This window comes from Pseudomonas sp. Ant30-3 (genome assembly GCF_000690905.1).
Lineage (GTDB): Bacteria > Pseudomonadota > Gammaproteobacteria > Pseudomonadales > Pseudomonadaceae > Aquipseudomonas.
This window is the reverse complement of sequence record NZ_JMCL01000019.1, coordinates 63,034-77,319: the sequence shown is the minus strand read 5'-3', so window position 1 is coordinate 77,319 and position 14,286 is coordinate 63,034. Positions and strand designations below refer to the sequence as shown.

The 14,286-nt window shown below is 60.6% G+C and carries 13 protein-coding genes; 5 read left to right on the top strand and 8 right to left on the bottom strand.

The window, feature by feature from the left end:
• Window positions 1-178: 178 nt before the first annotated feature.
• The 4 genes from DU29_RS0105440 to DU29_RS0105425 all read right to left on the bottom strand — a co-directional run bounded on the left by DU29_RS0105440 (window position 179) and on the right by DU29_RS0105425 (window position 3,713).
• Window positions 179-733, bottom strand: coding sequence for a tetratricopeptide repeat protein (locus tag DU29_RS0105440; RefSeq protein ID WP_028620805.1), 555 nt, complete (start codon window positions 731-733; stop codon window positions 179-181).
• A 227-nt stretch (window positions 734-960) separates the two neighbouring features.
• Window positions 961-2,244, bottom strand: coding sequence for a glutamate-1-semialdehyde 2,1-aminomutase (gene hemL / locus DU29_RS0105435; RefSeq protein WP_028620804.1), 1,284 nt, complete (start codon window positions 2,242-2,244; stop codon window positions 961-963).
• 15 nt (window positions 2,245-2,259) lie between these two features.
• A complete protein-coding gene (gene thiE / locus DU29_RS0105430; RefSeq protein ID WP_028620803.1) occupies window positions 2,260-2,883 on the bottom strand; it encodes a thiamine phosphate synthase in 624 nt (207 codons plus the stop codon).
• Between the two features lie 32 nt (window positions 2,884-2,915).
• Window positions 2,916-3,713, bottom strand: coding sequence for a hydroxymethylpyrimidine/phosphomethylpyrimidine kinase (locus DU29_RS0105425; protein ID WP_028620802.1), 798 nt, complete (start codon window positions 3,711-3,713; stop codon window positions 2,916-2,918).
• A 300-nt stretch (window positions 3,714-4,013) separates the two neighbouring features.
• Between DU29_RS0105425 and DU29_RS0105420 the strand changes: the two genes are divergently transcribed.
• The 4 genes from DU29_RS0105420 (at window position 4,014) to DU29_RS0105405 (ending at window position 10,496) form a co-directional block, all read left to right on the top strand.
• Entirely contained in the window at window positions 4,014-6,398 is a 2,385-nt protein-coding gene (locus tag DU29_RS0105420) for a hybrid sensor histidine kinase/response regulator (protein ID WP_028620801.1), read from the top strand.
• Between the two features lie 73 nt (window positions 6,399-6,471).
• Window positions 6,472-8,121, top strand: a complete 1,650-nt coding sequence (locus DU29_RS0105415) for an acyl-CoA dehydrogenase family protein (protein ID WP_028620800.1) — start codon at window positions 6,472-6,474, stop codon at window positions 8,119-8,121.
• 164 nt (window positions 8,122-8,285) lie between these two features.
• Complete coding sequence (gene amn, locus DU29_RS0105410) at window positions 8,286-9,785, top strand: AMP nucleosidase (protein ID WP_177326941.1); 1,500 nt, start codon at window positions 8,286-8,288, stop codon at window positions 9,783-9,785.
• A gap of 69 nt (window positions 9,786-9,854) precedes the next feature.
• Window positions 9,855-10,496: a pseudouridine synthase gene (locus tag DU29_RS0105405; RefSeq protein WP_028620798.1), complete on the top strand. Its 642-nt coding sequence runs from the start codon at window positions 9,855-9,857 to the stop codon at window positions 10,494-10,496.
• On the opposite strand, the gene DU29_RS0105400 is transcribed toward DU29_RS0105405, so the two are convergent.
• Together DU29_RS0105400 and DU29_RS0105395 are read right to left on the bottom strand one after the other, a co-directional pair.
• The gene (locus DU29_RS0105400; protein WP_028620797.1) at window positions 10,491-10,700 is read right to left on the bottom strand and encodes a DUF2788 domain-containing protein; all 210 of its coding nucleotides are present in this window, start codon (window positions 10,698-10,700) and stop codon (window positions 10,491-10,493) included. The two genes, DU29_RS0105405 and DU29_RS0105400, sit on opposite strands and share 6 nt — an antisense overlap.
• A gap of 211 nt (window positions 10,701-10,911) precedes the next feature.
• Window positions 10,912-11,391: an Lrp/AsnC family transcriptional regulator gene (locus tag DU29_RS0105395; protein ID WP_007894448.1), complete on the bottom strand. Its 480-nt coding sequence runs from the start codon at window positions 11,389-11,391 to the stop codon at window positions 10,912-10,914.
• Window positions 11,392-11,827: 436 nt separating this feature from the next.
• Here DU29_RS0105395 and DU29_RS0105390 point away from each other — a divergent pair, with 436 nt between their 5' ends.
• Window positions 11,828-12,874: a DUF6515 family protein gene (locus DU29_RS0105390; RefSeq protein ID WP_028620796.1), complete on the top strand. Its 1,047-nt coding sequence runs from the start codon at window positions 11,828-11,830 to the stop codon at window positions 12,872-12,874.
• Here DU29_RS0105390 and DU29_RS0105385 read toward each other — a convergent pair.
• Both DU29_RS0105385 and DU29_RS0105380 read right to left on the bottom strand, forming a co-directional pair.
• Entirely contained in the window at window positions 12,859-13,764 is a 906-nt protein-coding gene (locus DU29_RS0105385) for a cation diffusion facilitator family transporter (RefSeq protein WP_028620795.1), read from the bottom strand. The genes DU29_RS0105390 and DU29_RS0105385 overlap by 16 nt on opposite strands.
• Before the next feature lie 27 nt (window positions 13,765-13,791).
• Window positions 13,792-14,211 carry a hypothetical protein gene (locus tag DU29_RS0105380; protein WP_028620794.1) on the bottom strand — a complete coding sequence of 140 codons (420 nt, stop codon included), beginning with the start codon at window positions 14,209-14,211 and terminating at the stop codon, window positions 13,792-13,794.
• Between the last annotated feature and the right edge of the window lie 75 nt (window positions 14,212-14,286).

Below are 14,286 nucleotides of genomic sequence, written 5' to 3'. Positions count from 1 at the left end.
CGAGGGAGCTTGCTCCCGCTGGGCTGCGAAGCGGCCCTGAAATCAGCCTCCGCTAACTTCCAGGCAGACCGCGTGCACTGACTTTACGACTGCTTCGCAGCCGAGCGGGAGCAAGCTCCCTCGCCACAGGCAAGCCCCCTCACCACATGCTTGCCCATCACCACAATGCACCGCATCTTCAGGGCAATGGCGCAAACGGCGTGCGCCCATCGGCACTCTGCAATTCCATCAGGTATTTACGAAAGATCTGCCCCAGCACTTGAGTCGCGACTTCCAGCTCTTCGCGAGGCATTTTCTCCGCCACTTCGTCCGCCGTATCCAGCGCATCTTCCGCGCCATTCACCGCCGCCATCTTCAGCACGATGTACGCCTGAACATTATTGGCCGGTACGCCTTCGCCATGGAAAAACATGCTGCCGAGCTTGAACTGCGCCTGGGCGTGACCCTGCAGTGAAGCTTTTTCGAAATAGGCCAGAGCCTGATTGAGGTCGCGCGGCGCATTTTTGCCGTCGTAGTAGAACTCACCCAACTCGTATTGCGCTTGGGCATCCCCTTCATCCGACGCTTTCTGGCAGGCAGCGAGAGCCTGTGCCAGATCTTGCGGCTGGGTATTGAGGGTGCAGCGACCCATCGCTGGGATTAACAACGAGTTGCCGCCTGCCTGTGCGAGCGCGAGCAGGGGCTGAAGGAGCAACAGGCAGCCCAATGCAAGGGTGCGGCCGGTGCGGTTCATGGGAATCGACTTACCTCTGAAGGGCGCGCGGACCCAACAAGGGGGATCCAATAAGCGCGCATTATGAAATAAGCAGGGCCAACCTTACAAAGTCTTTACTCGTTTTTCTGCTGCGTGGGGAATATATCGCCCACTTTGCGGGTAATTATTGGCAGAAGAGTGGGAGTAACAGCCTTGATGTAAGTAAATGCTGACGCTGGCAGTAGCCAACGTCAGCGGCCTGGCATTTATTTCAAGGCAGCGAAGGCGCGCTCGGCGGCGTCCAGTGTCAGTTTCAGCTCGGCATCGCCATGGGCAATGGAGGTGAAACCCGCTTCAAATGCACTCGGTGCCAGGTACACGCCACCTTCGAGCATCAAGTGGAAGAAGCGCTTGAACAGGTTGGCATCGCTGCCCATCACGTCATCGAAGGTCACGATGTCGTCGGCTCCGCTGAAGTACAAGCCGAACATGCCGCCGGCCTGGGTCGTCACGAACGGAATGCCGGCAGCATCGGCGCGTTGCTGCAGGCCGTCGAGCAGACGGCTGGTGTAGTCGGTCAGTTCATCGTGGAAACCCGGACGGCTGATCAGACGCAGCGTGGTCAGGCCGGCGGCCATCGCCAACGGATTACCCGACAGTGTGCCGGCCTGATAGACCGGGCCCAGCGGCGCAATGTGCGACATGATTTCGCGTTTGCCGCCAAAGCAGCCGACCGGCATGCCGCCGCCGATGATCTTGCCGAACGTGCTCAGGTCCGGCGTGACGCCGTAGTGCGCCTGAGCACCGCCGAGGGCAACGCGGAAACCGGTCATCACTTCATCGAAAATCAGCACCACGCCGTGCTTGTCGCAGAGGCTGCGCAGGCCTTCGAGGAAACCCGGCGCCGGGGGTACGCAGTTCATGTTGCCGGCCACTGGCTCGACGATGATGCACGCCACTTCCTGACCGACTTCGGCCAGCATGGTGTCGACCGCATCGATGTCATTAAAGGGCAGGGTCAGGGTGTGTCTGGCGAAAGCCGCCGGCACACCGGCCGAGCTCGGCACGCCTTGGGTCAGCGCGCCGGAACCGGCTTTGACCAGCAGGCTGTCGGAGTGACCGTGGTAGCAGCCTTCGAACTTGATGATGCTGTCGCGGCCGGTAAAACCACGGGCCAGACGAATCGCGCTCATGGTTGCTTCGGTGCCGGAGCTGACCATGCGCACCATTTCCATCGACGGCACGATCGAGCAGACGAGGTCTGCCATCTGCGTTTCCATCTCGGTCGGCGCGCCGTACGACAGGCCGTGCTCAAGCTGCTTGCGCACCGCGTCGAGCACTTCGGGATGGCTGTGGCCGAGGATCATCGGGCCCCACGAACCTACGTAATCGACATAGCGCTTGTCATCTTCGTCAGTGACGTACGCGCCTTCAGCGTGCTTGAAAAACAGCGGAGTGCCGCCGACGCTTTTGAACGCGCGAACAGGCGAATTCACACCACCGGGAATGTGTTTCTGGGCATTGGCAAACAGCGTTTCGGAACGAGACATGATCGGGCTCTCAAATCAGATTTTGAACAATTCGTTAAAGGCGCGCGCGCGGCGGGTGACTTCGGCGGTGCTTTCGGCGCCGAACAGGCCGTGGACTACCGCGAGTAAATCGACCCCGTGGGCCACCAGCGGCGCCGCGTTGTCGAGGGTGATGCCGCCAATCGCGCAGATCGGCAGGTGCAGTTTGGCTCTGGCCTGGTCCAGCAGATCGAGACTGCAGGTGGGCGCGCCGGGTTTGGTGCTGGAATTGAAAAAGCGACCGAACGCGACATAGCTTGCGCCTTCCTTGGCCGCCTGCTCGGCGAGTTCGAGTTGTGCGTGGCACGTCGAACCGATAATCGCCTGGCGACCGAGCAACGCACGGGCGGGCGTCAATGGGCCATCGGTCTGGCCCAGGTGCACGCCGACGTTCAGGCGTGCGGCGAGTTCGGCGTCGTCATTGATGATCAACCGGGTCTTGTAGCGCTCGCACAGGTTGCGCAGGGTTTCGGCCTCGCGCAGGCGTCGGGCCTCGTCGCTGCTTTTGTCGCGGTACTGCAGCAGCGTGACGCCGCCGTCCAGCGCCGCCTCCACGTACGAAAGAAATTTACCGGCCAGTAACTGGCTGTCGGTAATGGCGTACAGGCCACGTAGTTTCATCGGACCAGCCTCTGCGCTTTACGCATGAAAAGTTACGAACAGAAATCCAGCGGCAGGCGGCGTGGTACGAACTGACCTTTGCCCAGTTGCTCTGCATCACGCAGGGTTCGCCACGTGTAGTTAAGCGCGGTCTGCACGGCGCTGACGAGGTTTTCACCTTGCGCCAGACGACCGGCCAGCGCACTCGCCAGGGTGCAACCGGAACCGTGATAACTGCCGGGCAGACGTTGGCAGATAAAGGTTTGACGGGCACCGTCGCGGCTGTACAGGCGATTGTGGATCTCTGCTTCATCACCATGACCGCCGGTGATCAACAGGTGTTTGACGTACGGCAGAAGTTTTTCGGCGCACTCGTCCGCGGTGCCTTCCGGCAGTTCGGCGAGGATGCGCGCTTCGGGGAGATTAGGGGTGGCGATGATGGCCAAGGGCAGGAGGCGTTCGCGCATGGCGTAGCCGACTTCGTCCTTGCCCAGTCGCCCGCCGCCACCGGCACGCAACACCGGGTCACAGACCATCGGCAAATGCGGGTGCGCCGAGAGCAGTTCGACCACGGTGTCGACCATCTCCAGCGAACCGAGCATCCCCAGTTTGACTGCCGCGACTTCGGAGTCGTTGAGCACGGCATTGGCTTGAGCCAGTACCCACTCACGGTCGAGGACGCGGAAGTCAGTGACATTGACCGTGTCTTGCACGGTCAGGGCGGTGACGGCCGGAGCCGCGTGACAACCCTGCGCAAGCAAGGCTTCGATATCTGCCTGCAAGCCGGCGCCACCACTGGGGTCGTGGCCGGAGAGACAGAGGACAACAGGGCGAGAGCTGTAGATATTCATGGTGCGCGAGCTTACCACCAGTCGACTGGCGAGTCATGACGTGGAGCGTGCTGAACGCAGGCTGCCCCGGCCACTACAGGAACTCCCGTGGCTGCCGATACAGTGACAGATCTTCACCTGCATAATTGACTGGAACGCCCGTGCTAGAGCCTTTGTAGGAAATATTTCAATGGTGCTTAATGGCCATCAGCGGCTATGCTAGAGTGGATCCAAATCAATAACAGGTAACGCCGGTTCGTGTCTGCTCAAAGGGAATGAGGGGCTTTTTGAGATAACCGGACAAGCCACGCTGGGGCTTCAATGCGCTATTTGCTGATATTGCTGTTTTGTTTGCCCCTCATGGCGAGCGCAGTCGAATTCGATGAATTCACCCAACGCCTCCCCTTGGGTAAATCCCTGCAAGTATTCGAAGACGTCGACGGTCACGCGACGTTCGACGATGTGCGAGCGCAGGCCGCTGCCGGCCACTTCAGGCCGCACGACAAGGACACGCTCAACGCTGGCTACTCACGCTCGGCGTTCTGGTTGAAAATCGATCTGAAGTACCGCCCCAGCAACCCTGCCACGCAGCGAACGTGGTTGCTGGAACTGGCTTATCCGCCCCTTGATCACCTTGATTTGTACGTGCCCGATGCTACCGGTGGCTACCGATTGGCCAGCCAGACCGGCGACGCCTTGCCGTTCGCCAGTCGTGAAATCCGTCAGAACAATTATCTGTTCGACCTGAACTTTGTCCCGGAACAAACGCAAACGTTGTTCCTGCGCCTGCAAAGCCAAGGCTCGATTCAGGCGCCGGTGACGTTGTGGTCGAGCACCGCGTTCCTCGAAGAACAGCCGCTGCGTCTGTACGTGTTGGGGCTGATATACGGCGTTTTGCTCGGGATGCTGGTCTACAACCTGTTCATCTACCTGAGCGTGCGCGACACCAGTTACCTCTATTACATTTTTTACATCGCCTCGTTCGGTCTCTATCAATTGTCGGTCAACGGCGCAGCGGTGCAGTATTTCTGGCCGAACAATCCGTGGTGGGCGAACGCGGCTACGCCATTCTTCATCGGCTGCGCAGGCCTGTTCGGCAGCCAGTTTGCCCGCAGTTTCCTGCAGACGGCCACTTACAGTCGCTGGCTTGACCGCTTGCTGCTGGCATTGATTGCGTTCGCTGCGCTGGTGGTCGGGTTGTCGTTGATGACCAGTTACGCCCTGGCGCTGCGTTTGGCCACGACGCTGGCGCTGGTCTTCACCGTGGTGATTTTCGCCGCCGGCATTTTCGTCTGGTCGCGCGGCTTGCGGGTGGCGCGCTATTTCATCATTGCCTGGTCGGCGTTTTTACTCGGCGGCATCGTCAATACGCTGATGGTGCTGGGATTCCTGCCCAATGTGTTCCTGACCATGTATTCCAGCCAGATCGGCTCGGCGATTGAGGTCGCCTTGTTGTCCCTGGCCTTGGCCGACCGCATCAATGCCATGCGTGAGCAACAGGCGCAGACGCTGGTCGATGCCGGTCAGAAACTGGAAGCGCTCAATCTGCAACTGGCGCACAGCAACAAACTGAAAGATGAGTTCCTCGCAACCCTGACCCACGAGCTGCGCACGCCGATGAACGGCGTCATAGGCTCACTTGAGTTGATGCAAACCGTCGAGATGAACCCCGAACTCGAGCAATACCAGCAGACAGCCGCCGGTTCTGCGCGGGACATGATGCGCATGGTCAACGGCATCCTGACGCTGACTGAATTGCAGGCCGGCAATCTCAGCGTGTCGAAGTCGACCTTCAGCCTGCGCGGCGTGATCGAAGCACTTCGCATGCAGTTCGAAGGCAATGCATTGAGCAAAGGCCTCGACTTCAAAGTTGATGTCACCCCGGGGCTGCCGGATCGCGTGCACGGTGACAGCGCCAAGCTTGCACAAAGCCTGGAATGCCTGCTGGACAACGCGATCAAGTTCACCCGGATCGGCGGAGTCATTCTGCGGGTCACCGGCAAACCAGTAGAGGCCGGCCGCTGGGCGTTGTCCTTTGTCGTGATCGACACCGGCATCGGCTTTACTGATCTGTGCGAGGCGAACCTGTATCAACGCTTCTTCCAGCTGGACGGTTCGATGACCCGTGAACATGGCGGCCTGGGCGTCGGTCTGGCGATTTGTGGACAACTGGTGGACCTGCTCGGCGGGCAGATGACACATCGCTCCGAACCCGGCAGCGGCAGCCGCTTTCAGCTCGATGTCGAATTTGAACTGCCCGTGGTCGAACGCTCGGCTGTGCCATCGGCAATCCGCGAAGTGCCGCGCATGCGTCAACCGCAGGAGTGCACGGTGTTGCTGGTGGATGACAGCAGCATCAACCAACTGGTAATGCGCGGTATGCTGCTCAAGCTGGGGTTTCGCGTGCGCACGGCAGACAACGCACTCTCCGCGATTGACTATTTGCAACGCGAAACCTTCGATGCCGTGTTGCTCGATTGCCAGTTGCCACCGCACAACGGGCCGTCACTTTGCTGCCAGATTCGCGCGCTGCCCGGTTGCGCCGAGCTGCCAATATTCGTGGTGGCCGCTGGCGCTGATAGCGAACGCTGCGCCGTCGGTGACTTGATCGACTACCTGCATAAACCGGTGAAATTCGAAGACTTACAGGCGGGCTTGCATCGACGAGTGCTCTGTCCGAAACACGGCGAAAGCGCCGACAGTTAGGCAGTTATGCCACTTTGTTCGGCCTCGGGGCGGTGCTTAACTGAACCCCTTGGCCGACCAGAGGATCCCTGTCATGAACCTGCATCAGTTCGCCGAAACCCACGAGGTCAGCAACCAGCCGCCATCGCTGGACGGCACCAACCTGTACCGCATCGACTTGCCTTTGCAGGAGTGGTCGCGGCGCTTTGGCGCCAGCTGGGCCGAGTCGCGGATCGATGCCTACGGTGCGTTAGCCGGTGGGCCGTTGATGGAAGCAGGGTTCCTGGCCAATCAGAACAAACCGGTGTTCAGCAGCCATGATCGCTACGGCCATCGCATCGATCTGGTGGAATTTCACCCGGCTTACCACCAATTGATGCGCACCGCCGTCGAACACGGTTTGACCTCGCTGCCCTGGGCGCATCCGCAATCCGGCGCGCACGTCGCTCGCGCCTCGATGACCTATCTGCACAGCCAGGCGGAAGCCGGCAGCGGCTGTCCGTTGACCATGACTTTCGCCAGTGTTCCAGCGATGCGTTTGCAGCCCGATCTGGCCGAGCAGTGGCTGCCGAAAATCCTCGCCACCGAGTACGATCCGCGCAATGTCGGCATGGCGCACAAGGCCGGCGTGACTATCGGCATGGCCATGACCGAAAAACAGGGCGGCACCGACGTGCGGGCCAACACCACCAAGGCGTATCCGGTGGGCGCCGGCGGTCCGGGCCAGGCGTATGAACTGGTCGGCCACAAGTGGTTCTGTTCGGCGCCGATGTGCGATGCGTTTCTGACGCTGGCGCAGACCGACAAGGGCCTGACCTGCTTCCTTCTACCCCGGCACCGTCCGGACGACACGCGCAATCAGTTCTACATCCAGCGCTTGAAAAACAAACTCGGCAATTGCTCCAACGCGTCCAGCGAAGTCGAGTTTCGTGGCGCGCTGGCGTGGATGGTCGGTGAAGAAGGGCGCGGCGTTCCGACCATTATCGAAATGGTCGCCATGACCCGCTTCGATTGCATGGTCGGCTCCAGCTCGCTGATGCGGCAGGCGCTGACCCAGGCCAGTCACCACTGCGCCCATCGCAGCGTCGGCGGCAAGTTGCTGAGCGATCAGCCGTTAATGCAGAACGTGCTTGCCGATCTGGCGCTGGAGAGCGAAGCGGCGTTGGCGTTGAGCCTGCGCATGGGGCGTGCGCTCGATCATCTGGATGATGCCCATGAAGCGAAATTCGCTCGCCTGGTGACGGCGGTGGGCAAGTACTGGATCTGCAAACGGGCGCCCGCGATGATCAACGAAGCGGCCGAATGCATGGGCGGCGCGGGTTACGTGGAAGACAGCATTCTGCCGCGGCTGTATCGCGAGGCGCCGGTCAATTCGACGTGGGAAGGCTCGGGCAATGTGCAGTGCCTTGACGTCTTGCGCGCCTTGTCGAAAGAGCCGGGCGTGCTTGATGTGTTGTTCAGCGAGTTGGGCGACGGGCATGGCGACCGGCGTCTGGCCGCGCACATCGAGCAGTTGCGCACGGCGTTCAAGGATACCGGCGACATTCAATACCGCGCGCGACAGCTGACTGAAGATATCGCGCTGGGGCTGCAGGCCAAGCTCTTGCTTGAAGCAGGTAATTCGGCGGTGAGTGACGCCTTCATCGCCAGCCGCCTCGGCACGGGTGGACGTGTGTACGGCGCCTTGCCGCGAGGGCTGGAAGTGGAAGCCATCGTTGCCCGCTCAACCCCGCAAGGGTTCTGACCCCACACCAATCCTTTTGTAGGAGTGAGCCTGCTCGCGATGACGGTGTATCAAACGACGTTGATTTCGACTGATATACCGCTATCGCGAGCAGGCTCACTCCTACAAGGATCTGTGCGGTTGCCTCCACGCCACTGTTCCCGTGAAGCGCTGTTGCAGGCAAGATGAAGCTCTGCAAGTCAGAACACAGGATGCTGATCGTGACCGAAGCTTTTATTGTCGTTCAAACCGCCGAGCAAGCCGTGGACCGGCTTGCGATCTTGCACGAACGTGCAACCACTGCGCTGAATCAGGCGCTCAAGCAATACCTCAAGGATCGTATCGAACCGGACGCCGAACAGCGTGCGATGTTTCGTTATCCTGAATTGCGTCTGACCTACCATTGCCAGGGCGAAGTGCCGCAAACCACTCGCGCCTACGCCAAGGTTCAGTTGCCGGGCACTTACAGTGTCACTGTGACCCACCCGGCGGCCTTCCGAAAATACCTGCTGGAACAACTCGTGCCGTTGATGCACGACTTCACCGTGACCGTCGAAGTCGGTGTCAGCCAGCAAAATATTCCGTATCCATACGTGGTCGAGCAGGGCGATGAGCTGGCCGGTTCCGGTGTCACCGCCGCCGTGCTGGCACGGGTGTTCCCGAGTACCGACCTGTCCGCCGCCACCGACGGCATCGCCGATGGCCTGTACGATTGGGAAAACACCGATCCACTGCCGCTGGCCCTGTTCGATGCCGCGCGAGTGGATTTTTCCCTGCGCCGGCTGGTGCATTACACCGGCAGCGACTGGCGTCATGTGCAGCCGTGGATTCTGCTGACCAACTACCATCGCTACGTCGACCAGTTCATCGTGCATGGCCTGGAGCAGTTGCGCAGCGACCCGCGATTTGTGCGCATGGTGTTGCCGGGCAACGTGATCATTGAAAAGAGCATGGACCATGGCGAGGCCTCGGCGATCGCAGCCGGCGTGGTCTGGCATCGTTATCAGATGCCGGCCTATCACCTGATCGCTGAAGACGGCCATGGTGTGACGCTGGTGAATATCGGTGTCGGCCCCTCCAACGCCAAAAACATCACCGACCATTTGGCCGTGCTGCGTCCGCATTGCTGGCTGATGATCGGGCACTGCGGCGGCTTGCGTCAGTCGCAGACCATCGGCGATTACGTATTGGCGCACGCTTATATGCGCCGCGACGGGATTCTCGACCGCGTGGTCCCCCCCAACATTCCGATCCCGGCCCTTGCCGAAGTGCAAATGGCCTTGCAGCAAGCGGCGGCGAACGTCACAGGCGAAAAGGGCGACGAGCTGAAAAAACGCCTGCGCACCGGCACTGTGCTGACGTACGACGACCGCAACTGGGAACTGCGCTGGGCGCAGGAACGGCCACTGATCAACCTGTCCCGCGCGGTCGCGGTGGATATGGAAAGCGGCACCATTGCCGCCCAGGGTTATCGGTTGCGGGTACCATACGGCACGCTGTTGTGCGTCTCTGATAAGCCGTTGCACAGCGAGATCAAGCTGCCAGGTTCGGCCAACGCCTTTTACGAGCGAGCGGTCAGCCAGCACTTGAAGATCGGCATCGAAGCGGTGGACCTGTTGCGCACCGAGCTCAACTCGCTGCACTCGCGCAAACTGCGCAGCTTTGACGAGCCGCCGTTCCGCTGATTCGCGATGGTCATTTGACGGTCAGGGCACTAGCATTGGCAGCCCTGACCGTTAGATGTTCCTGTGCTCATGTCTCGTCCTCAACGACCCGTTTCGCGCCGCCCCGGTGCGAAGCCATCACCCGCCTCTTCAGCCCCGCGCCGTGTCGCCAAAGCGCCGCCGGCCGAGCCGAAACTGATCCTGTTCAATAAGCCTTTTGATGTGCTGACGCAGTTCAGCGACGGCGAAGGGCGGGCGACGCTCAAGGATTACATCGACATTCCGGGGATCTACCCGGCTGGGCGCCTGGACCGTGACAGCGAGGGCTTGCTGCTGCTCACTAACGATGGCCTGCTTCAGGCGCGTATCGCCGACCCCAAACACAAACTGGCGAAGACTTATTGGGTGCAGGTAGAAGGCGAGCCGAGCGCCGAGCAGTTGCAGCGCCTGCGCGAGGGCGTCGAGCTGAATGACGGCATGACCTTGCCTGCCCAAGCACGGCAACTGGATGAGCCCGAGCTATGGCCGCGCAACCCGCCGGTGCGTTTTCGCAAAAGCGTGCCAACGAGCTGGCTGGAACTGGTGATCCGAGAGGGGCGTAACCGCCAGGTTCGGCGAATGACGGCGGCGGTAGGGCTGCCGACCTTGCGTCTGGTGCGGGTCAGGATCGGTGACTGGACGCTCGATGGAATCGATCAGGGCCAGTGGAAAGAAGTGCCAGCGCGCTTATAAAGTGCCGGATTCGATCATGCCGATGACTACGCTTTTGATCACGAATGCGCCCACGCCCAGGCCCAGCACAAAGAACAGGATGAACGAACCAAAGCGCCCGGCCTGGGACTTCTTCGCCAGATCCCAGACGATGAAACACATGAAAATGATCAGGATGCTGACCAGTCCGGTCATCATCCACTCTTCGAAAATTGCAGGATCCATCGAACATCTCCAGCGCGGGCGAGGCTAAAAGGGCGGGGCGAGTATACGGCAGGGAGGGCGGGGCGAGGATTGACCTGCGGCAGTGTGTCGCAGCTATTGGTCTGAAGGCACCTGTGGCGAGGGGATTTATCCCCGCTGGGTTGCGAAGCGGCCCTAAAACCCTTGGCCAGTGCTCCGCACTGGAACGGGGATAAATCCCCTCGCCACAGGATCAACTGCGTAAGTGGGTCAACGGCAACTCGGTGCTGTTCAACACCTGATTCAGCACAAAACTGGAGCGCACGCTGGTCACCCCTTCAATCCGGGTCAAATGCCCCAGCAGCAGTTTCTGATAGTGATCCATGTCCGGCACCACCACTTTCAGCTGATAGTCCGCATCCATCCCGGTCACCAGGCTGCATTCCAGCACCTGCGGCAAGGTCCGAATCGCGGCTTCGAAATTCTCGAAACGCTCCGGCGTATGCCTATCCATGCCGATCAATACGTAAGCCGTCAGGCTCAGACCCAGCATCTTGCGGTCTAGCAGGGCTACCTGGCGGGTGATATAGCCGTCATCTTCCAGTTGCTTGACCCGTCGCGAGCAGGGTGAGGGCGACAGGCCGATGCGTTCGGCGAGTTCCTGGTTGGAGATGCGGGCATCGCGCTGCAATTCCGCCAAAATGCTCAGGTCGTATCGGTCGAGTTTGCTCATGAATCAGGCCTTTCTGATATCTATTGCGGCGGATTATCTATCCAGGGTTAAAAATTGCGCAAGCGATGTTTATTTCAGCAATCTTCGCAATCCTCTGCCGCGGCCGCGAGCCTATGCTTATCACCAGAATCACTGCTCGGACAAACAGTCCACAGCGGCTCGCCCAATCAGGCCAGCTGCGGTCGCCACCCCCACCGGGGATGTGCCGGCCCCCGAGCTGCACACTGTCCACAAGACGGCGTGAGGTGAGCCGACGTCAAAAGCGTCGAGCACGGACGAAGTTCTCAAAGGGAGGCCGACGGGTCTCCCTTTTCTTTTGCGCGTAATTTGGCGCTTGTCCTCAATAAATAAACTGCGCGACTGATAACCTGTGGCAGAACCGGTCTGTGCATTGCCCAGTCTCAAGTACACGCCCTAACCCGCAGTGAGGAAAAGCATGAAGTCGCGCATCTGGCAGTTGGCCGGTGTTGGTTTGCTGTGCATCAGTGTGACCGCGCACTCGCTGGCCGATGAGCCGCAGGGCCGTGGCCCCGACGGCGGGCAGCGCGGCGACGGTCGCCAGGGCAATCAAGGACCTGGCGGCAACAATCAGCCGCGTCCGCAGGGCAACGAGATTATCCGCGGCGACAACAGCCGGCAGTTCGAACAGAACGGACAGCCGCGCGATGGCGGTCAATGGCAAAACCTTCAGCCGGGCACGGGCAATCCGGGGCAAAACAACCCGCCGCGCGATTACAACAACCCCGTTCGCCCGCCGCCTCCGCCGCCGCAACTGCCGGCCAATAGTCTGCCGATTCAGCCCCGGCCCGACGCCGTGAACCAGACCCAGGAGCCCAAACGGGGTTATTACCGGGATATTCCGCGGCGTTACGACAACAACAATCAGCATTGGCAAAATAACGGTCCGCGTCCTGATGACCGGCGCTGGAATGGTCGTCCGGACGGGCACGGTAATGGCTGGGGGCCGGGGCCGCAGTATCGGCCGGGGCATGTGATCGACCGTTTCCCGGACCGCGATTACCGCGTGCCTTATCGTGGTCAGGATTATTTCTACTCGGGCGGCTACTGGTATCGCCCGCTCGGCCCGCGCTATGTCGTGGTGCAACCGCCGCGCGGGATACGCGTGAGTTACATGCCTGAGTACGCGCGTGAAGTCTGGGTTGGCGGGACGTTGTTGTTCCTGGCTGCCGGTTCTTACTACGCCTATCAGGAAAACACTCAGGATTACGTCGTTGTCGAAGCGCCTGTCCAGCCACAAACGCAACCGGCCAGCAATGGTTACGACGTAGTGGCCTATCCCGCCAACGGCCAGTCGGCGGAGCAGGTCAATCAGGACGGTTTCGAGTGTTATCAATATGCGGTGCAGCAGAGCGGTTTCGATCCACGAAAAGCCACTTATCAACCGGACGCGTCGGTGGTGCAGACCTATCGGCAGGCTCAAGGAGACTGTCTGCGCAGCCGGGGTTATCAGGTGACTGACTGAGACCTTGCAGCCGCCACCACTTCCTGCGGATCGGCGTGCACCAGCACTTCGGCCCGCGGGTAAGCGACGTGGATCGCGTCGGCGGCTTGATCGCTGATGCGGTGTGCGACCGATAGCGTCAGCTCGCCCGGTAACTCCAGGTGCAGTTGCACGAACCACTGATTACCGGACACCCGCGTGCGCAAATCATGCGCGCCCAACACACCCGGCACACTGCAGGCCAGTTCGAGCATGTGCTGGCTGACGTCCACCGGCAGCTCTTCGTCCATCAGCACGGTAAAACTTTCCCGGGCAATCTGAAAGGCGCTCCAGAGGATATAAACGGCAATCGCCAGACCGAACCACGCATCGACCTGATGCCAGCCAAACCCGGCCAGAATCAGCGCGATCAGGATGCTGCCATTGAGCAGCATGTCCGAGCGGTAATGCAGCGAGTCAGCGCGCACAGCGTTTGATCCCGTGGCCTTGACTACCCGATGCTGCAACATCAGCAGCACCAGGGTCAGCGCCAGCGAAAACACAATCACGCCAATGCTGAGCCACGGCGCGCCGACTGGTTCCGGGTGCTGCAACCGATCAAACGCCTGCAGTGCAATCAGCACCGCACTGCCGCCGATAAATAACGCCTGCGCCATGCCCGCCAGCGATTCTGCCTTGCCGTGCCCGTAGCGATGATCGTCATCGGCCGGCCGCAAAGCGTAATGTACGGCCAGCAGATTGAGCAGCGACGTGACGCCGTCGAGCGCCGAATCGGTCAAGCCGGCAAGCATGCTGACCGAACCGCTCAGCCACCAGGCGATGGCTTTGGCGACGATCAACGTGCACGCCACCGCGACAGAGGCGCGGGTAGCAAGCCTCAGCAGACGGGCGTGTTCGGCGCTGGAAATCATCGGCGCGGCGGTTCCTTTAAGTCAGGCTCACGCGGCAGGGCGTAGACCGAACATGGCCAGTTGCTGAGCGCTGCCTTTATGCTGGATCAGGCGTGGATCGTCCAGCGGGAAGCTGCGACCCAGCTCGGTTTCGAGAATGGTCTGCAATCTGTGATTATCGACCTTGCCGTCGGCGCCGATGGCTTCCTGAAGTTTTTCCGGAGCCACTTGTGCGGTCTCGCCCGGGGCGTAATAAATCGCGCCGGTGGCGAAGTCCACGGCAAACGCAATCAGGCCCGGAACGACGTAGAACAGCAGGCCCACGGCGTCGAGAACGGCTATCGCGGGGTCAATCTTGCCATCGATCTGGCCCCGGCGGTCCGGGTAGAAAATCGAGCCACACGCAGTGATCTGGGTCAGTAACGTCGCGACCAACACACCGCCGATCAAACGAAAGGGAACACGCATGGGAAATCTCCTGAGTAGTCTTGAAACGAAGCGTCGTCGATATGAATTAGGACCGCGACGAACGCCGTGCAGTTC